Source organism: Streptococcus sp. DTU_2020_1001019_1_SI_AUS_MUR_006 (assembly GCF_032340315.1).
GTDB lineage: Bacteria > Bacillota > Bacilli > Lactobacillales > Streptococcaceae > Streptococcus.
In genome coordinates, this window is sequence record NZ_CP135436.1 from 393,215 (window position 1) to 413,560 (window position 20,346).

The window sequence follows — 20,346 nt, forward strand, 5'->3', positions numbered from 1 at the left end:
TCCTTACTTTTTTATTAGTTATTCAAGGCTGCTGCCATTGTAGCTGCAACTTCTGCTTCAAAGTCGTTTGCAGCTTTTTCGATACCTTCACCAACTTCAAAGCGAGCGAATTCAACTACTGAAGCGTTAACTGATTCAAGGTAAGCTTCAACTGTCTTGCTGTCATCCATGATGTAAACTTGTGCAAGAAGTGTGTATGCTTGGTCAACTTTAGTGTTGTCAAGCAAGAAACGATCCATTTTACCTGGGATGATTTTATCCCAGATTTTTTCTGGTTTGCCTTCTGCAGCCAACTCAGCTTTAATATCAGCTTCAGCTTGAGCAATCACTTCATCAGTCAATTGAGCTTTTGATCCATATTTCAAGTGTGGAAGAGCTGGTTTACCAACCATAGCACGGCTTTCATTATCTTGGTCGATAACGTGGTTCAATTGTGCCAACTCATCTTTAACAAATTGCTCATCCAATTCTTTGTAAGAAAGAACTGTTGGTTTCATCGCTGCAATATGCATTGAGATTTGTTTAGCAAGTGCTTCGTCTCCACCTTCGATTACAGAGATAACACCGATACGTCCACCGTTGTGTTGGTATGCTCCGAAGTGTTGTGCATCTGTTTTTTCAATCAAAGCAAAGCGACGGAATGAGATTTTTTCTCCGATAGTTGCTGTTGCAGACACATAAGCTGCTTCAAGAGTTTCACCTGAAGGCATTGTCAAAGCAAGAGCTTCTTCGTTATTAGCTGGTTTTCCTTCAGCGATTGCTTTAGCTGTTGCGTTTACCAACTCAACAAATTGAGCGTTTTTCGCAACGAAGTCAGTTTCAGCATTTACTTCAACAACTGCTGCAACGTTACCGTCAACATAAACACCAGTCAAACCTTCTGCAGCAACACGGTCAGCTTTCTTAGCTGCTTTTGCCATACCTTTTTCGCGAAGCAATTCGATCGCTTTTTCGATATCGCCTTCAACTTCAACTAATGCTTTTTTAGCGTCCATGACACCAGCACCAGATTTTTCACGCAACTCTTTAACAAGTTTAGCTGTAATTTCTGCCATTTTGATTCTCCTATATTTTTTAAAAATAGGAGAGCCGGGCTAAGCCCCGCCCTCCTAGGTAATTACTATTTATATGAATTAAGCGTTGTCGCCTTCTACAACTTCAACGATTTCTTCGATTGAGTCTGCTTGAGCTTCTGAAGCTGCAAATTCTGCTTCAACTGCTGCAACAGCATCTTCACCTTGGCGACCTTCGATGATAGCGTCTGCCAATTTAGCTGTAATCAACTTAACTGCGCGAATAGCATCATCGTTAGCTGGGATGATTACATCGATATCGTCTGGATCTGTGTTTGTATCAACCATCGCTACAACTGGGATTCCCAATTTTTTAGCTTCTTTAACAGCGATTTGCTCTTTATGTGGGTCAACTACGTACATTACATCTGGAATACGAGGCATATCTTCGATACCACCCAAGAATTTTTCAAGACGTGCACGTTGTTTGTTAAGAAGTGCAACTTCTTTCTTAGGAAGAACTTCAAAAGTTCCATCTTCTTCCATACGTTTGATTTCTTTCAAACGAGCGATACGTTTTTGGATTGTTCCCCAGTTTGTAAGAGTTCCACCCAACCAACGGTGGTTGATGAAGTATTGACCTGAACGTACTGCTTCTTCAGCAACTGCATCAGCTGCTTGTTTCTTAGTACCAACAAACAATACAACTGCATCGTTAGCTGCAGCATCACGCATGAAATCGTATGCTTGGTCAGCGTATTTTACAGTTTGTTGCAAGTCGATAACGTGGATTCCGTTACGTTCAGTGAAGATGTACTTAGCCATCTTAGGGTTCCAGCGACGAGTTTGGTGACCAAAGTGTACACCAGCCTCAAGAAGTTGTTTCATTGAAATTACTGCCATGAGTATTTCTCCTTTTTGTTTTTTTCCTCTTCTTGATTTCAGCTTGCAAAACGACCTGAAGGCAACAGCTTCACAATTCATCAAGAATGAGTATTATCGTTTACACGACAAATTACATTGTATCATAGTTGAGCCTTTTTTTCAAGTAATTTTGCTAGTTTTTCAATGAAAACTCAAACGTCTCAGACTAACTTCTACCATAGTGGAACTTACTCTGACACGGAATTCCACTGTTTTTTACAATTTTTATCAGATTAACTTCCACTCGTACTAGCGGTGGAACTTATAGTGAAATGAAATAGAATCTGAACAAATTTACCAGAGTAGTTAAGTCAATTTCTAGCATTTTTTAGAATTCACAGTGTACCGTTTTGTATTTGATCTACTATAAATTTAAAATTGAAAAAATGTTTATATAGTGGATTGAAATAAGATGCGAACAGAGAGATTAGGAAAGTCAAACTAATTTCTAGAAATATTTTTAGCAGTTGTAGTGTACTGTTCTAGATTCAATCTACTATAGTTTGGGTATTTAGCGAAAACTCAAACTTGGGATTTCACCATCTTATAAATAAGAAAAGAGACTCAAATTGAGTCTCGGTTTTTTTCATTAGTTTGGATAGATGTAAGTAACATAACCTTCAGAAGTCGTAGTTGGGTTGAACCATCCACGTTTGTTACCAATTGTACGATCTCCACCGTAGTTAGATTCAGATACCTGAATACTTGATGATGATGAAACAGCTGTAACAACCGCTACGTGTCCATATCCTCCATCATTCCAACATGCAATCGCACCAACTTGTGGTTGAGAACCAGTACGGAATCCTGCTGCAGCTGCACTTGTTGCCCACTGCGCTCCGTTACCCCAATAATCTCCAGCCCAAGGTGCCAATGTTTTAGCTCCCCAAGTACATTCACCAGTTGGATAACTTGAAGCATTTGTACTATATGTTGGACGTGATGTTGTACGAGTAGCTACAGGTGTGTAGCTTGAATCATCATCTGATGATGAAGAACTTGAAGTTGCTTGCACTTGTGCAGCAAAGCTTGTATTTGCTGATGCTGCAACTGATTGTTGTTGACTTGCTTGTCTAGCTTTATAAGCTGCTTCTGCCTCTGCTGCCGCTTTAGCTTCTGCCTCTGCTGCTGCTTTTTGCTCCAACAAGCTAGTTTTTTCATTTTCTGCTGTAGCTTTTTCAGCTGCAAGATTTAACTCAGCTACTTTCAATTCTGCTTGTTTTGTTGTCAAAGCTTGAGCATCGTCAGCAAGTGTTTGTTGGTTAGCAATGACTGTATTGATTGCTTCGTTGTTTGCAACTTGTTTTTCAGAGATAGCTTTCTTATCTTCTTTTTGTTGCTGCAACATTTTATTGTTTGCTGATACGATTTCACTCATAGCTGCTACACGAGAAATAGCTTCTGTGATTGAGTCAGAGTTAATAATCGTATTGATGTAGCTTGTAGCAGTTCCGTTCGTTTGTGCACTACGAGCTTGGTTTTCAAGCGATGCATTACGAGCTACAATATTTTTTGAAAGCTCTGCGATTTCACCTTCAAGTTTTTTAGATTCTTCTTGAAGTTTTTCGTTTTCAGATTGCAATTTTTCTTGCTCTGATTGAATAGCTGAAACTTTAGTTTGAATTTCGTCTACTTGTTTTTGAGCTTCTTTCTGTTGAGCTGTCAAGTTACTAATTTTACTATCTTGAGCAGCAATCTTTTCATCTGTTGTATTTGCTTTAACACTTGAAAGAACAGCTCCTTGTGAGACCAATACTGTACTTAACAAAAGTGATGCTAGGATTTTTTTCTTCATAAGTGTGAATACTCCTTCTTTTAAGACAATACTAGTATATCAAAAAAAGGCCTAATAAATATTACGCCTTTATTACAGTTTTGTTTCTTTCTTATAGATATATTTTTTCAAAAATAAACTGGAAAACTAACATCCATAGACAGTTTAATATCATTGACGGAACTAGACCATAAACGATAAAGACTGTTATACTTTCAGCAGTTAATCCAATCATTTGCGCTAGAAGAAAACTACCAAATTCAAAAGAGAAAGTCATCATTAAAATAGCTAATAGTCTAGTCCATCTATTTGATAAAATAATCGCATTATTTTTATAAATGATCGCACCAATAATCACAAAAAGAAGACTAGCAATCCCTACTAAATGGAAAAAATAAATATCGTATATAAGACCAATAAATAAGCAATAAACTAAAAATAGATACTCCGATACTTCAATAGTTTCAAACAACAAGAAGATGAAGATAAAGTGACTCACAATTTGAAAATGTGGAAAAAAACTATTTACAAATTGCCCTAAATGACTGTCTATTAAGACAACTATAGGCAAGAGTAAAAACATCCCTATCTGCTTCAACAGTCTCATGATTGGTTCCCCACTAACTCTACGACTTTGGTATTCATTGAATCAGACTGAAGTTTGACTAACACCTCTCTTGTCAGATAGTCATTGCTATGCGTCACAGATTCGACCTCACCTACTGGAATGTCAGTAGCATTAAAATTACCAAGACCACCAGTTACTACCTTGTCTCCTTGACTGATATCACTACTACTATTTAACTGGCTTATTTTAAGCAAGTCTTTTTCTTTGTCGTACCCAATGATAATACCATATATACTAGTAGAACCGTGCTGAATTTTAACGGAGATTTTCTCCGTATTTTCCGCGTTGGTCAATAAGTTGACCACAGTAGAGTTATCTTCAATCTTTCCCACGCTTCCAATCAGTCCCCCACCAGCAATCACAAGCATATTACTGGTCACGCCTTGTTGAGAACCTGCATCAATTGTCAACTCTTGTTTCCAGGTTGCAGGAGTTCTCATGATGACGTCAGAAGCAATTAACTTGGTTGCACTCAATTTTGACTTCATATCCAATAACTGACGTAGTTGCTCATTTTCTTCCTTCAAACTTTCTGCTTCATTCGTTTCCTTCTTCATCTGATAGAGTTCTTTTTTGAGAGTTTCATTCTCGTTATAGGTTCTGGTCAAACGACCTAAATCAGATTTTACGGAAGAAAGCCATTGAAAAGGCTTTTGCACTATTCTATCGACTAATGAAATGCCATCTCCAGCTTTTGTTACAACTGCACTTGATTGTGTTGTTACTAAAAAAACGGATACTACTAATACAACGACAAATAGAACAATGATATATTTTGATTTTTTAAAACGGTTCATACCTCTACCTTATATTACATTCTAAGATTTTAGCAAAAATAGAATTGCACCCAATACACAAACAAATAATAGCGCTATACTGTCTCTGTTCATCCAATTTAACTGTCGATACTGGCTACGTCCATTACCACCTTGATAGCCTCTAGCTTCCATGGCTGTAGCAAGAGAATCCGCTCGTTTCAAACTTGTAGCGAACAAAGGAATCAAAATAGGAATCATAGCCTTAACCTTTTGAATTACATTACCTTCTCCAAAATCAACACCACGCGCCTTTTGAGCATTCATAATTCGAATCGTATCATCCATCAAGGTTGGCACAAAACGTAAACTCATTGACAACATGAGTCCAATCTCATGAACTGGAACCTTAAATCTTTTTAAAGGTCCAAGCAAGGATTCAACCGCTGTTGCCAAGCTCAATGGCATGGTTGTCAAAGTAAGCAAGGTTGAGAAAAAGATAATCAACACAAAACGACAAAAAATAATTCCTGCCTGCTCAATACCATAGCTTGTAATTTTTATAAATCCCATCTCGAACAAGACTTGACCACCAGAGATAAAGAACAGTTGAAAAAGGGTTGTAAAAGCAATCAGAAAAAACATAGATCGCAATCCTTTTATAAAAAAAGATAAGGGAACTGCTGATAAAACGACAAATATGCCTGTTGCAATGAAGAGTATGAGATTTGTAATTGGATTATTGGCCCAAAAAGCGATGATGATCAATAAAATCATTGCTACTAACTTACTACGAGGATCCAAACGATGAATAATCGAATTTCCTGGTATGTATCGACCTAAAATCATATTATCCATTGATAAACTCCTTAAACTCCTCTATCGTTATCGGCAATTGTTTGAAAGAAATTCCTCTGTCAACTAGCCTTTGAGCAAATCGTGTGATTTTAGGAACACCCAATTGGATTTTTTCCATAAATTCGACATTTTGAAAGACAAGACTTGGCTTCCCACCCTTAACTAGTTTCCCTTTTTCCATCACATAAACTTGGTCAGCAAATTCGGCCACATCATCCATAAGGTGGGTTACTAGAACAATTGTTATGCCATCTTGATGAAGCTTTTTAAACAAGGCCATCAACTCTTTTCGACCAATTGGATCCAAACCAGCTGTTGGTTCGTCTAAGACCAAAATGCTAGGCTCCATCGCCAAAATTCCAGCAATAGCAACCCGCCTCATTTGTCCACCTGAGAGTTCAAATGGACTTCGTTCAAAGAGTGATTCATCGATTCCTACTAAAGCTAGTTTTTCACGCGCAATAGCTTCTGCCTCTTCTACAGAAACTCCAAAATTTTGAGGTCCAAAAGCCACATCTTTTAGGACAGTTTCCTCAAAAATTTGGTTCTCTGCAAACTGAAATACCAAGCCCACTTGTTTGCGAATTTGACGAATTTGCTTATTGACGGATGTTGGTGTAATCAATGTATCAAAGACACGAACACTTCCCTTTGTAGGGACCAACAAACCATTCAAGAGTTGTAGAATTGTAGATTTCCCACTTCCTGTATGCCCAATAATCGCAGTATAAGAGCCATCCTCTATTGACAAACTGACGTCGGACAAGGCAGCTGAGGCAAACGGCGTTCCTTCTTGATACGTATAACTAACATTGTCTAGAATAATTCCCATAAAGCCTCCTCGAGCTCCTCCTCGGTCAGGTAGTGCTCTGGTAATTTCAAGCCACTAGTACGTAGCGAATCTTTTAATTGGTTGACAAAGGGTTGATCTAAGCCAATTTGATCTAAATCCGATCTAGAAAATAACTCTCTAGGAGTGCTAGTTGACTCGACTTCTCCTTTTTTCATCACTAAAACTCTGTCACTCATGGCCACCTCATCCAGATCATGCGTAATGGAGATGACTGTCATCTGATGGTCTTTGCGAATCTTCTGGACTATATTAATCAACTCTAATCGTCCCTCAGGGTCCAACATACTTGTAGCCTCATCCAAGATTAAAATATCTGGTCGCAGAGCAACAACACCTGCAATAGCTACTCTCTGCTTCTGACCTCCTGACAAGCGAGCTGGTTCCTTTTTAACAAATTCGGCCATACCAACCAATGATAAAGCCTCAGAAACGCGTTTCTTCATCTCTTCAAGTGGGATTCCTTGATTTTCCAGTCCAAAAGCAACGTCGTCTTCAACAGTTGCTCCTACGAATTGGTTATCAGGATTTTGAAAGACCATACCAATCTTACGTCTTTTTTCCCAAACATTTTCTGGAGTTAGGCAATCACCGTCTATCCAAATTTCTCCAGATTCAGCCTCGAGCAAACCATCAATCAAGCGAACTGTCGTTGATTTACCACTACCATTATGACCAACGATTGACAACCATTCTCCACGTTTCACGTGAAACGAAATGTTATGAACATCATAATGTTCTTGATCTGCCTGATATCGAAAAGACAGGTCTTTTATCTCAATAATCGATTCCATATCTAACGAAAGGTTCCTTTAAACAAATATGCGCTTCCCTTGAAATAATCATAACCAGAATAAACTGTGAAGAACAAGGCAATATAAAGAGTTATCTGACCAAGCACATTCCAGTGAAGTAGTAAAAATATTATCGCAAACATCTGACTAAATGTCTTGATTTTTCCAGGCATGGCAGCAGCTAGAACGGTACCTCCTGTTTCAACTAAGAGCAGGCGCAAACCAGTGACAGCAAGTTCACGACAAATAATTATTGCTACCACCCAAGCTGGTGCCATCTTTAGACCAACCAACATAATAAAGGCTGACATGACCAATAATTTATCAGCCATTGGATCTGCAAACTTTCCGAAATTACTAACCACTTGCCATTTTCTAGCTAAATAACCATCTAGATAGTCAGTGATACTGGCAATAGCAAAAATAACTGCTGCTATTTTATGTAACACAGGAGATGGTCCAACTGATAGAAGGAGAATAAAAATCGGAATAAATAAAATTCTACCAAGCGTAAGCATATTAGGAATATTCTCTTTTTTCATGTTATCCTTCCTTTAGTTTGAACTTAATGTTAGAGTAATCCAACCAGTTTGACCAGTTAATTTTGAAGTGTCAATTTCCTTATTATCAATTTTCACTGACACTCCTTTAACAACACCCAATGTTATGGTTACTGGAGATCCTTTAGAAATGGTTGTTTTAGCTATTTTATTATTAGGTTCAAGAGTCACTCCTCCTGCTAAATCAGTATCCGAAACACTAATCCAACTTGCTGCATCTGTTACAGATAATTGAAGATCCGCAGAATCTTTAAATGTCTTATATTCCACTGATAAAGCATCTCCCTGACCTGAAACAGTCAAAGTAGTTGCCTCACTCGAACTTGATGAATTAGTAGCTTGACTACTACTTGATGCTACACTACTAGAGCTACTTGTTGAACTCACAACACTATAAGTTGCTGCAGAAGACGCAGTTGGTTGGGTTTTAATATAATTCCACACATAGTAGGTTACAAAAATTAAAATTGATAAAGAAAAAAGAACAAAGTAAAATAGCGGGAGAAATGAATTTTTCTTTCGATTAGACCGTCTACGTCCTGAAAGTTCAATCTCATCTACATCAACTTCTTCATAAGTAATCATACTTCCCGAATCATAGGCATCTAGAACGATATTTTCATCTAATTCAACAGCCCAAGCATACTTTCTCAAAAATGAACGAGCATAAAAAGTACTCGGTAGTTTGTCAAAATCATCTGACTCCATTGCCTCCAACAAATCCAGCTGAATATCTGTCTTTCTGTGCAATTCCTCTAAGCTCAGTCCTTGGTTAATCCTTGCAAGGCGTAAGACCTCGCCAATTGTTTTTTTTCTCATACTTAACATTCCTTCTTTCTAGTGTATTTTCTAGCGATTATATCGGAAAAATTGTACAATCAATCATATCGCTATTATCTATCAAATCATGTCCTGCTTCTAGAACATCCTCAAGAGTAATTTCCTGCAAAAGTTTAGGAAGGTCAAACAGGGTAGAACCTGTATCGGTTGGATGATACTGAGTGGCAATGTATTCTAGGGAATCCATACTATGAAGAAATTCTCCATACATCTCAGTTTTCACAATATCCAAGTGATCCTCAGTTACATCCTCATCTTTCATAAAATTGCGAATAGCTTTACGAAATTGATGAGAAAGTGCCACAGGTTCCTTTGTATCCATTGTTAATATCACAAAATGGAAACGAGGATCAACTTCTATTTCTAGAGACAGGGAAGCATCCAGTTTACCTGTCTCATATAATTTTTGAAATCTTTGTGAAGTCCAACCAAACATCATTGTAAACAACAATTTCAATAAAAGATGATAACGATACTGATCTCGACTTCCGATATCTTCATTTCCTCTAATACCGATTGCTAGTTTTGGAGAAGCCACGTCCATCCGTAAACTTTCAGTAGTCTTTACAGGATGTAAAGGTATTTTTTCTCTCTTAAACTCATGTTTTTTTTCTTGAGGATGAGATTTCTTAGCAAAATAATCTTCAAGGAGTTCAAAATCAAAATTCCCCACTAAAAAGATATTACTATTGACAGGTCTGTAAAACTCTTTAAAGTTCTCTTTTAAATCCTCCAAACAAATAGCATCAATAGAGTTTTCACTACCAACAATATCTGAAGCTAAAGAACTTTCTGGATAGAGATTTGCCAAAGTCTTGAAAAATAGACAAGAATCCGGATCATCCTGATACATTTCTCTTTCCTGTTGAATGATATCCTTTTCGCGTTCCACAGATTCTTCAGTCATATTGAAAGTAGTGACAAGTTCTTCTAGCAAATCTAAACACTCTAGAACATTTTCAGAAGTCGAGAAAAGATAGCTAGTGTTCGTAAAGCTCGTAAAGGCATTACTTTCAGCACCCAACTCTGTAAAAGCTGCCATAACATCTCCAGAATCTTCTCTTTCAAAAAGCTTATGTTCTAAGAAATGAGCGATTCCTTGTGGATATTGTTGTAAGTCCTTATCATCCACTGTAAACCTTGTGTCAACAGAACCGACTTGGACACTTACAACGCCATAAACCTCGTTAAAGTCCTTTTTAGGTAGTAAAGTAACTGTCAAACCATTTTCTAATCTAGTTTGATACAAAGTTTCTTTTACAGCAGGATAATATTTCTTTTGAAAAGTAGGTCTGGTCATTCTGCTCCTTCCATAAAATAAATAGCCTGCAACTTAAAACTGTTTGCTGCTTCACAAATTGCTTCTCTATCAACTTGTTCAAGCTTATCGATTAAAGATTTTGTGTCAAGATTCGCCTTCCCAAAAAAAGTTGACAGATAATATTTATCGACGATAGAATCTTGATTATCCTGAGCAAGTAGTAAGGATCGACGAATCATTTGTTTGGTCTGATCAATTTCCTTATCTGTAAACTTGCCATTTTTTATGTCAAGTAACTGATGATTCATCAATTTTCTTACTTTGTTTCGATTTTGCCGATCAATTCCAGCAAACAATCGTAAAAATCCACTAAAGAGATCCAAATGACTTGATACCGTATAGGCCAGTCCTTCTTTTTCTCGCACTTGGGTAAATAGTTTCGAATGAGGAAAGGCTCCTAACAGACCATTGACAAGAAGCACTGCCATCTGTTCTTCATCACCATATACTACTGAACTATGGTAGCCCATCTCTAAAACAGACTGTCCTAATCTCTTTCTAACAATACCTTCTCTAAGAACATTAGAATAGGGTTGCTGATATTGAATGTTTACAGCTAATTTACGACCTGTTAAAGGAAATTTATGTAAAAACTCTAAAACTTCAATTTCATTAAAATCCCCTAAGAAGAAAATATCTATTTGGTCTTCTTTTAGCATTTTTTGATAGCTTGAAAAACATGTTTCTGGAGTCTCTTCTGAAATTCTAGAAATCAAATCTTTAGGAACTAGCTGCATTGATTCTTCTTGGAAAAACAATTGATCTAACTCTTTATGTGCAAAGAAGAATGGGTCTTCCAATTCTGATTCTAGCCTTGATAAGATCTGTTTTTTCTCGATGTCAAAAGCATTTTTCTCAAATTCATCCTCATCTGACAATGGTGTAAAAAGAACCTGGTGCAGTAATTCTAAAATTTGAGAAGTTAATACATTTTTCTTACTTAAAAATTCATCACGCACATAGGAAATACTCAAATCCACAAGATGACTTTGTCCTCTTCGATAGGCGTGCGCTGACAAATCAGTTCCATACAAGGTTGCTAAACGTTTTCGAAACAGTTGTGCAGTTGGATAACTTTGGTTGGCAGTTTCAAGCATACTGGCACTTAACATGCGACTTGAAATTGAATCCAAAGACAATGGAGCTGTGAAACGCACAGTAATTTTATTAGTTTTAAATTTTTTTGATTGGATAAAATGCACTGCAATTCCAGGTACTAACTCCATCGCTTACCTCCTTCTACATAGAGTTCTATTATACCATGAAAAGAGAAATTTTTCTTGTTCTCTTTACCCCTTTTAGAATTAAAATCGCTTTCATTTCTAACGAATTTACCTCTGCCATTTCAAGGTAAAATATGGTATAATACCAAAGATTGAGGTGAACTATGGAATACAAATTATTTGAAGAATTTATCACTCTCCAAGCTCTCTTGAAAGAACTTGGTATTATACACAGTGGCGGAGCTATTAAATCCTTTTTAGCTGAGCATCATGTCTACTTTAATGGGGAATTAGAAAATCGTCGTGGGAAAAAAGTAAGAATCGGAGACTCTATCGACATTCCTGACATGAAAATCCAAATCATTCTGACGCAACCGAGCTTAGAAGAACAGGAAGAATATGTCAAAGAAAAACTTGAGAAAGAACGTGTGGCTAAACTTGTTAAAGAAATGAATAAGACGGCCAAAAAAAATCCAACAAAAAAGACCCAGAAAGCTGAAACAAAAACTGCACCACGTTTCCCAGGTAGATAAGTATGTGGCTAAAAAACTTATCCATCAAGCAATTTAGAAACTATCAGGATACTGAGATTGAATTTAATCCTAAATTGAATGTATTTGTTGGTCGAAATGCACAAGGAAAAACCAATCTTCTGGAAAGTATTTACTTTTTAGCTTTAACTAGAAGTCATCGGACAAAGACAGACAAGAATTTAATTCAATTTGAAAAAGAACAACTTCAAGTTTCTGGAATTCTTCAAAAACGAACGGCTACTGTTCCACTTGAGATTGACTTAACACCAAAAGGTCGGATTACTAAAGTCAATCACTTAAAGCAAGCTCGGCTATCTGACTATATTGGACACATGAATGTTGTCCTATTTGCACCCGAAGATTTACAACTTGTCAAAGGAGCACCAGCTATCCGACGTAAGTTTATAGATATGGAACTGGGACAGATTAAACCAATTTACTTGTCAGACTTGTCAAGCTACAATCATGTGCTTAAACAAAGAAATACCTACTTAAAGTCAGCAAATCATATCGACGAGACATTTTTATCTGTTCTCGATGAACAGCTGGTCGACTACGGTTGTCGAGTGATGATTCACAGAGCAGAATTTATCAAAAAAATGGAGTCTTTTGGTCGTAAAAAGCACTTTGATATCTCAGACCAATTGGAAGAGTTGTCAATACGTTATCAACCATCTGTAAACTTTACTGACAAGGAACACCTAGCAGAATCTTTCTATGCAGCTCTTCAAAAAAGTAGAGCAAGAGATTTATCTAAAAAGAATACTGGAGTTGGTCCTCATCGAGATGATATGATTTTCTTAATCAACGGTATAGAAGCAAGTTTTGGCAGTCAAGGACAGCATCGTAGTCTTGTCCTCTCTATCAAACTAGCTGAAATTGAGTTGATGGAGAGTATTACCAAGGAAGCGCCTATTCTTTTACTTGACGATGTTATGAGTGAACTTGACAATAATCGTCAACTAAAATTATTAGAGACTATATCTCAAAACATTCAAACCTTTATTACTACAACTAGTTTAGAGCATCTTCAGAACTTACCTGATAATCTCAGTGTATTTACAGTAAAAGATGGTCAATTGTCTGTAAACTAAGATTTACAATATTGTAAACAAAAAAATCTCCTGTCAAACAGGAGATTTTTTATTACATTGAGTAGTTTGGTGCTTCATTTGTGATTTGCACATCGTGTGGATGGCTTTCTTTTAGACCAGCACCAGACATTTCGATAAATTGAGCATTGTCATGCAATTCTTTAAGGTTAGCAGCACCACAGTAACCCATACCAGAACGGATACCACCAATCATTTGGAAGACAATATCAGCTGCTGCTCCTTTATAAGCAACACGCCCTTCAATTCCTTCTGGAACAAGTTTATTTGCTTCATTGACAGAACCTTGGAAGTAACGGTCGCTTGAACCTTTTTTCATCGCAGCGATTGAACCCATACCACGGTAAGTCTTGAACTTACGTCCTTGGAAGATTTCAGTTTCACCTGGAGCTTCATCTGTTCCCGCGAACATTGAACCAAGCATTACTGCATTTCCACCAGCAGCAAGAGCTTTAACAATATCTCCAGAATACTTGATTCCACCGTCGGCAATAATTGTTTTGCCATATTCACGAGCAACTGCCGCTGCATCATAGATAGCTGTAACTTGTGGAACTCCGACACCTGCGATAACACGAGTTGTACAGATTGAACCTGGCCCAATACCAACTTTAACAACGTCAACTCCTGCGTCATAAAGGGCACGCGCACCTTCAGCAGTAGCGATATTTCCGGCAATCAGTGTACGGTCTGGGAAATGCGCACGGATTTCAGCGATTTTACGAAGAACACCCGCTGAGTGTCCGTGTGCTGTATCGATGACAATGGCATCAGCCCCTGCTTCAAAGAGTGCTTCTGCACGTTCAAATGTATCAGAAGTAACACCTACCGCACCAGCAACAAGAAGGCGACCAAATTCATCTTTTGCAGCATTTGGAAATTCAATTACTTTTTCAATATCTTTGATTGTGATCAAGCCAGAAAGACGACCTTTTTCATCAACCAGTGGAAGTTTTTCAATACGGTGTTCTTGAAGAATGCTCTCAGCAGTTTTTAAGTCTGTACCAACTGGAGCAGTAACCAAGTTTTCACTGGTCATGTGTTTTGAAATTGGTTGGTTGTAGTCAGAAATAAAGCGAAGATCTCGATTGGTCAATATACCAATTAACTTACGATTTTCAAGAGTTTCAACCACTGGAACACCACTGATACGGTAACGTCCCATGAGTTCATCTGCTTCTGCAATTGTATGCTCTGGAGTCAAGAAGAATGGATCAATGATAACACCATTTTCAGAACGTTTTACCTTACGAACTTCATCTGCCTGCTGTTCAATAGACATATTTTTATGGATAACACCAAGACCACCTGCACGCGCAATAGCAATAGCCATTTGGCTTTCTGTTACAGTATCCATGGCTGCTGTAATAATTGGGATATTTAAAGTCAAATTATCTGCCAATTTTGTTGTTAAATCCGCATCATTAGGCAATACATGACTCTCTGCTGGAATAAGCAATACATCATCAAAGGTAAAACCTTTTTTCAAAAATTTAGTGTCCCAATTAGACATTGAAGTTTCCTCTTTTCTTTCTTTTTGAGCTTGACGCTTTTTGTATTGTATCTATCATACCATTCTATGAAAATTTGTCAATTATATTGATAATAGATAATATAAAAAAACTATCCCTTTAATTTTAAAGAAGAGATAGTTTTAGAGTTCGTATTTTATCTATTAATGAAAGTAATTTAGACCCATTGCTGATTTTACTTCTGATAGCGTTTGGCCAGCAACTTCTCGAGCTTTTTCACTACCTTTTTGTAACATATTATACACTTCACCCATATCTTTAGCATATTCTAGGCGACGTTCACGGATTGGACCAAGTTCACGTTCTAGGATTTCAAGTAGATACCGTTTTGTCTTAACATCACCTAGACCTCCACGTTGATAATGCTCTTTCATGTCAGCAATTTCTTGAGCATCTTCAGGACGTCCGAATACGTCTAAGTAATGGAAAACCATATTTCCTTCAATCTTACCTGGATCCTCAACACGAATGTGATCTGGATCTGTATACATACTCATTACTTTCTTACGCAAAGTATCTGCATCATCTGACAAGTAGATACCATTATTAAGCGATTTAGACATTTTGGCATTTCCATCAAGACCAGGTAAGCGACCTGCTCCTTCATTTTCAGGATAGATCCCTTCTGGCTCTACCAAAACATCACAATTGTAGGCATGGTTGAATGAACGCACAATCTCACGCGTTTGTTCAATCATCGGTTTTTGGTCTGTACCTACAGGAACATAGTTAGCCTTAAAAGCTGTGATATCTGCTGCTTGAGCAATTGGATAAACTAAAAATCCAGTTGGAATACTTTCTCCAAATCCTTTCTGAGCAATTTCTGTCTTTACAGTAGGATTACGCTCCAGACGAGCCAAAGACACTAGATTCATGTAATACATAGAAAGCTCTGCCAATTCTGGAATCTGGCTTTGAATGAAAATCGTTGATTTGTTAGGATCCAATCCCACTGCAAGATAGTCCAAAGCAACATTCCCAATAGACTCTACAATTGTTTGTGGATCTTTTGCATGGTCAGTTAAGGCTTGCTGGTCAGCCAAAAAAACAAACATGTCATATTTATCTTCTTGCTGTAATAAGACACGATTTTTTAAACTACCAACGTAGTGCCCAATATGTAATTTACCCGTTGGACGATCTCCTGTTAAAATAATGGGTTTATTCATCTTATTCTCCTTTGATATGGTCCTTTCAATTATAGCATTTTTTTGATAAAAAGACAGATAATTTTTTTATCAAATAATTACGATTTCAACTCCTCAACCGTAAACTATCTGTAAACATGCTTTACAAATAATTGACAGAGAAAAATTTGAATATTTGCTGATTTTCTAGTAGAATTATAGTATTACATATAATAGGAGAAAAAAATTGCTAACAGTATCTGATGTTTCACTACGTTTTAGTGATCGCAAACTTTTTGATGAGGTCAACATCAAATTTACAGAAGGAAATACATATGGTTTAATTGGTGCTAACGGTGCAGGTAAATCAACATTTTTAAAAATCTTAGCTGGGGATATTGAACCTACAACTGGTCATGTTTCTCTTGGACCTGATGAACGTCTTTCTGTGCTTCGTCAAAATCACTTTGACTATGAGGATGAACGTGTTATTGATGTTGTTATCATGGGTAATGAAAAACTATACAACATCATGAAAGAAAAAGATGCTATCTATATGAAGGCAGACTTTACTGATGAAGATGGAGTTCGTGCAGCTGAGCTTGAAGGTGAATTTGCTGAACTAGGTGGTTGGGAAGCTGAGAGTGAAGCTTCACAACTCTTGCAAAACTTGAATATTCCTGAAGATCTTCATTACCAAAATATGAGTGAACTCGCAAATGGAGACAAAGTGAAAGTACTCCTTGCTAAAGCTCTATTTGGTAAACCAGATGTCCTTCTTTTGGATGAGCCGACCAACGGTTTGGATATCCAATCTATTACTTGGTTAGAAGATTTCTTGATTGACTTTGATAACACTGTTATTGTCGTATCCCATGACCGTCACTTCTTGAACAAAGTATGTACTCACATGGCCGACCTTGACTTTGGAAAAATCAAACTCTATGTCGGAAACTACGACTTCTGGAAAGAATCTTCTGAGCTTGCTGCTAAATTGCTAGCAGACCGTAATGCTAAAGCAGAAGAAAAAATTAAGCAATTACAAGAATTCGTTGCTCGTTTCTCTGCTAATGCTTCTAAATCAAGACAAGCAACATCACGTAAGAAAATGCTTGATAAGATTGAACTTGAAGAAATTGTGCCATCTAGTCGTAAATATCCATTTATCAACTTTAAAGCTGAACGTGAAATCGGAAACGATCTCTTGACAGTAGAAAATCTATCTGTCAAGATTGATGGTGAAACTATTCTTGACAACATCAGCTTTATCTTGCGTCCAGGTGACAAGACAGCTCTTATCGGACAAAACGATATCCAAACAACTGCATTGATTCGTGCGATCATGGGTGATATCGACTATGAAGGAACTGTCAAGTGGGGAGTTACAACTAGTCGCTCTTACTTACCAAAAGACAATTCAGCTGATTTTGCTGGGAGTGAATCTATCCTTGACTGGCTCCGTCAATTTGCAAGTAAAGAAGAAGATGACAATACCTTCTTGCGTGGTTTCCTTGGTCGTATGCTCTTCTCTGGAGATGAGGTTAACAAACCTGTAAACGTCTTGTCAGGAGGAGAAAAGGTGCGCGTGATGCTATCGAAACTCATGCTTTTGAAATCAAATGTTCTAGTACTTGACGATCCTACTAATCACTTAGATTTGGAATCTATTTCAAGTTTGAACGATGGATTGAAAAACTTCAAAGAATCTATCATTTTCGCCAGTCATGACCATGAATTCATTCAAACATTGGCTAACCACATTATTGTCCTATCTAAAAACGGTGTAATCGACCGTATCGATGAAACCTATGATGAATTCTTAGAAAATGCTGAAGTACAAGCAAAAGTCAAAGAACTTTGGAAAGACTAAATAATACTTTAAAACTCAGTTGGATTAACCAACTGAGTTTTCTAACATTCTATGAGGTAACATGAAAACATTTTTCAGAAACTATTGGACCTATCTTATTTCTTTCATTATTCCCCTAGTAATTATATTCGGAGTCTATCTTTCTCAAGGTATCTACTGGAATAGTGATACTTCACCTTTATTGGGGGATGGATTTCATCAATATGTTATTTTTGATCTAAATCTTCGTAATATTTTACATGGGAGTGATAGCCTATTTTATACTTTTACCAGCGGTCTAGGTCTCAATTTTTATGCCTTGTCCAGTTATTACCTTGGTAGTTTTCTATCTCCTCTTGTTTATTTTTTTGATGTATCAAGCATGCCAGATGCAGTTTATTTGTCAACCTTGTTGAAATTTGGCTTGATAGGTCTGTCAACCTTTTTTAGCTTGAGTAAAATATTCAAAAATATATCTGCCCTACTTCGATTAGCTCTATCTACCTCATATGCATTAATGAGCTTTACAGTTAGTCAAGTAGAGATTAAGACCTGGTTGGATGTTTTTATTTTAATCCCCTTAATTTTAACTGGTTTACATCTACTCATAACGGAAAAAAAACGTATTCTATACTTTACAAGCTTGTCAATCTTATTTATCCAAAACTACTATTTTGGTTATATGACTGCCCTGTTTTTGGTAGTTTGGTATTTTTGCCAACTTTCCTGGGATTTTAAAAGTCGCAAGTATTCTTTCCTTGATTTTTTCCTAACATCCTTACTCGCTGGTTTAATAAGTTTCATCATGACACTCCCAACCTTGTTTGATTTAAGAACTCATGGTGAAAAACTAACCGCTATTACAAAAATAAAAACAGATGCCAGTTGGTATCTAGATCTATTCGCTAAACAATTTATTGGTGCTTTCGATACAACTAAATATGGTTCTATCCCAATGATTTTTGTAGGCCTCCTTCCTTTTATCTTAACAATTGTATTCTTTACATTAAAATCAATTAAGTTTCACGTGAAACTATGCTATGCAACTCTACTCATTCTCATCATTGCTAGTTTTTATCTAGAAGCCTTAGATTTATTTTGGCAAGGAATGCACGCACCAAATATGTTTCTTCATCGCTATGCTTGGATTTTCTCTACTCTCTTGATTTATATTTCAGCAGAAGTTTTAAATAGATTTAAGGATATTAAATTATGGAATATTTTATTCTCAATGACCTTCCTTTTATTTGGCTATCTGGCAACCATTTATTTTAAAAATCATTATTCATTTCTAACTAAATTAAATATACTCTTAACGCTTGAATTCTTAGTGGTATACTTACTGTTACTATTGGCACTTATTAAAAAAATGATTTCTCTAAAAATCTTTTCAATTCTTATTTTGATCTTTACAATAAGTGAAATTAGTTTTAATGCTTCATCTCAACTAAATGGAATTACGAAAGAATGGGGATTTGCTTCTCGTAGTACTTATGATAAAGATATTCCAAGTATGGAAGCTATTTTGGAGTATACCAAACAGCAACCAGATACATTTACACGAACTGAAAAGTTACAAACTCAAACTGGAAACGATAGCATGAAATTTAACTACAATGGCATCTCACAATTTTCATCTGTTCGTAATCGTTCTGCAAGTACAACGTTAGATAAGTTGGGTTTTAAATCTTCAGGTACCAACCTTAATCTTCGTTATGCAAATAATACTATCATTGCAGATAGTTTATTTGGAATCAGCTACAATATTTCTGAAACCTATCCAGATAAATATGGTTTTCATCCAAGCTATCAAAAAGATAATCTAACCCTTTATAAAAATCAATTCGCTCTCCCAATTGCTTTTGCTACACAGTCTCTTTACAAAGATGTCACTTTTAATGACCATACTCTTGATAACCAAACTCAATTTTTAAATCAAATTGCTGGCTTAAATGAAGAGTACTTTTATCCGATAAATCATCATACAGACTCTGGTGACAACGTGGTCAATCTAAACGGAACTGATACTGAAGATGCAACTATCAGCTACAGCATTGAAGTACCAGATAATAGTCAGGTTTACCTTTCCATGACCAAGATAAATTTTTCAAACGATAAGAAAAAGCAAGTTGACATCATTGTCAATGGTGAAAAAAAATCCTTTACCACAGATAATGTTTTTACATTTTTTAATCTTGGATATGCAGAACATAAACAAACTTTTGATATCCAAGTTAAGTTTCCAGGAAATGCTCAAGTATCATTTGAATCTCCAACTTTCTATCGCTTAGATACTAAGAAATATACGGAGGCTATACACAAAATAAAAGAAAATCCAGTAGAGGTGAGCTCTTATAAAAATAAGGTCACTGTAAATTATAAGGTAAAGAATGATACATCAATCTTTTTCACAATTCCATACGATCAAGGATGGTCTGCTTATCAAAATGGTAAAAAATTACAAATTGAACAGGCACAAACTGGATTTATGAAAATTGATGTTCCTGAAGGTGAAGGAACTATTACCCTTTCCTTTATTCCAAAAGGATTTGTTGCTGGTGCAAGTTGTTCTCTTATAGCCATTATTGTCTTTATTTTTTATGATATTCAAAGAAAAAAATATTCTAGATAAAAAAACTATCGACCAAATCGG

General features: G+C 36.5%; 18 protein-coding genes. 4 read left to right on the forward strand and 14 right to left on the reverse strand.

Going from position 1 to position 20,346, the window contains the following annotated elements; translation table 11 throughout:
• Positions 1-14: 14 nt before the first annotated feature.
• The 12 genes from tsf to yfmF form a co-directional block, all read right to left on the reverse strand.
• Entirely contained in the window at positions 15-1,055 is a 1,041-nt protein-coding gene (gene tsf / locus RRU92_RS01980; protein WP_000808094.1) for a translation elongation factor Ts, read from the reverse strand.
• Positions 1,056-1,133: 78 nt separating this feature from the next.
• Entirely contained in the window at positions 1,134-1,916 is a 783-nt protein-coding gene (gene rpsB / locus RRU92_RS01985; RefSeq protein WP_000268462.1) for a 30S ribosomal protein S2, read from the reverse strand.
• A 610-nt stretch (positions 1,917-2,526) separates the two neighbouring features.
• A complete protein-coding gene (gene pcsB, locus RRU92_RS01990) occupies positions 2,527-3,732 on the reverse strand; it encodes a peptidoglycan hydrolase PcsB (protein ID WP_153224650.1) in 1,206 nt (401 codons plus the stop codon).
• A gap of 91 nt (positions 3,733-3,823) precedes the next feature.
• Positions 3,824-4,318 carry a rod shape-determining protein MreD gene (mreD, locus tag RRU92_RS01995; RefSeq protein WP_153224649.1) on the reverse strand — a complete coding sequence of 165 codons (495 nt, stop codon included), beginning with the start codon at positions 4,316-4,318 and terminating at the stop codon, positions 3,824-3,826.
• Positions 4,315-5,136 (reverse strand): rod shape-determining protein MreC, encoded by an 822-nt coding sequence (mreC, locus tag RRU92_RS02000; RefSeq protein WP_315640208.1) that lies wholly within the window; start codon positions 5,134-5,136, stop codon positions 4,315-4,317. The genes mreD and mreC overlap by 4 nt, the downstream gene beginning before the upstream one ends.
• 21 nt (positions 5,137-5,157) lie before the next feature.
• The gene (locus RRU92_RS02005; protein ID WP_315640209.1) at positions 5,158-5,952 is read right to left on the reverse strand and encodes an energy-coupling factor transporter transmembrane protein EcfT; all 795 of its coding nucleotides are present in this window, start codon (positions 5,950-5,952) and stop codon (positions 5,158-5,160) included.
• Complete coding sequence (locus RRU92_RS02010; RefSeq protein WP_315640211.1) at positions 5,945-6,784, reverse strand: energy-coupling factor transporter ATPase; 840 nt, start codon at positions 6,782-6,784, stop codon at positions 5,945-5,947. The genes RRU92_RS02005 and RRU92_RS02010 overlap by 8 nt, the downstream gene beginning before the upstream one ends.
• On the reverse strand, positions 6,769-7,596 hold the full coding sequence (locus RRU92_RS02015; RefSeq protein WP_315640212.1) for an energy-coupling factor ABC transporter ATP-binding protein: 828 nt from the start codon (positions 7,594-7,596) through the stop codon (positions 6,769-6,771). Before RRU92_RS02015 ends, RRU92_RS02010 begins: the two co-directional genes overlap by 16 nt.
• 2 nt (positions 7,597-7,598) lie before the next feature.
• On the reverse strand, positions 7,599-8,138 hold the full coding sequence (gene pgsA / locus RRU92_RS02020; RefSeq protein WP_061863869.1) for a CDP-diacylglycerol--glycerol-3-phosphate 3-phosphatidyltransferase: 540 nt from the start codon (positions 8,136-8,138) through the stop codon (positions 7,599-7,601).
• 12 nt (positions 8,139-8,150) lie between these two features.
• Positions 8,151-8,975, reverse strand: coding sequence for a cytoskeleton protein RodZ (gene rodZ / locus RRU92_RS02025; RefSeq protein ID WP_315640213.1), 825 nt, complete (start codon positions 8,973-8,975; stop codon positions 8,151-8,153).
• Between the two features lie 37 nt (positions 8,976-9,012).
• A complete protein-coding gene (gene yfmH, locus RRU92_RS02030) occupies positions 9,013-10,296 on the reverse strand; it encodes an EF-P 5-aminopentanol modification-associated protein YfmH (protein WP_315640214.1) in 1,284 nt (427 codons plus the stop codon).
• The gene (yfmF, locus tag RRU92_RS02035) at positions 10,293-11,543 is read right to left on the reverse strand and encodes an EF-P 5-aminopentanol modification-associated protein YfmF (RefSeq protein ID WP_315640215.1); all 1,251 of its coding nucleotides are present in this window, start codon (positions 11,541-11,543) and stop codon (positions 10,293-10,295) included. The genes yfmH and yfmF overlap by 4 nt, the downstream gene beginning before the upstream one ends.
• 161 nt (positions 11,544-11,704) lie before the next feature.
• Between yfmF and yaaA the strand changes: the two genes are divergently transcribed.
• Positions 11,705-12,073, forward strand: a complete 369-nt coding sequence (gene yaaA, locus RRU92_RS02040; RefSeq protein ID WP_153224640.1) for a S4 domain-containing protein YaaA — start codon at positions 11,705-11,707, stop codon at positions 12,071-12,073.
• Between the two features lie 2 nt (positions 12,074-12,075).
• On the forward strand, positions 12,076-13,167 hold the full coding sequence (gene recF / locus RRU92_RS02045; RefSeq protein WP_153224639.1) for a DNA replication/repair protein RecF: 1,092 nt from the start codon (positions 12,076-12,078) through the stop codon (positions 13,165-13,167).
• Between the two features lie 52 nt (positions 13,168-13,219).
• On the opposite strand, the gene guaB is transcribed toward recF, so the two are convergent.
• Together guaB and trpS are read right to left on the reverse strand one after the other, a co-directional pair.
• Entirely contained in the window at positions 13,220-14,698 is a 1,479-nt protein-coding gene (guaB, locus tag RRU92_RS02050) for an IMP dehydrogenase (protein ID WP_153224638.1), read from the reverse strand.
• A 162-nt stretch (positions 14,699-14,860) separates the two neighbouring features.
• A complete protein-coding gene (trpS, locus tag RRU92_RS02055) occupies positions 14,861-15,886 on the reverse strand; it encodes a tryptophan--tRNA ligase (RefSeq protein WP_001039667.1) in 1,026 nt (341 codons plus the stop codon).
• Between the two features lie 205 nt (positions 15,887-16,091).
• Between trpS and RRU92_RS02060 the strand changes: the two genes are divergently transcribed.
• Together RRU92_RS02060 and RRU92_RS02065 are read left to right on the forward strand one after the other, a co-directional pair.
• Positions 16,092-17,714, forward strand: coding sequence for an ATP-binding cassette domain-containing protein (locus tag RRU92_RS02060; protein WP_000958799.1), 1,623 nt, complete (start codon positions 16,092-16,094; stop codon positions 17,712-17,714).
• 61 nt (positions 17,715-17,775) lie between these two features.
• Positions 17,776-20,325: a YfhO family protein gene (locus RRU92_RS02065; RefSeq protein WP_153224636.1), complete on the forward strand. Its 2,550-nt coding sequence runs from the start codon at positions 17,776-17,778 to the stop codon at positions 20,323-20,325.
• Positions 20,326-20,346 lie beyond the last annotated feature (21 nt).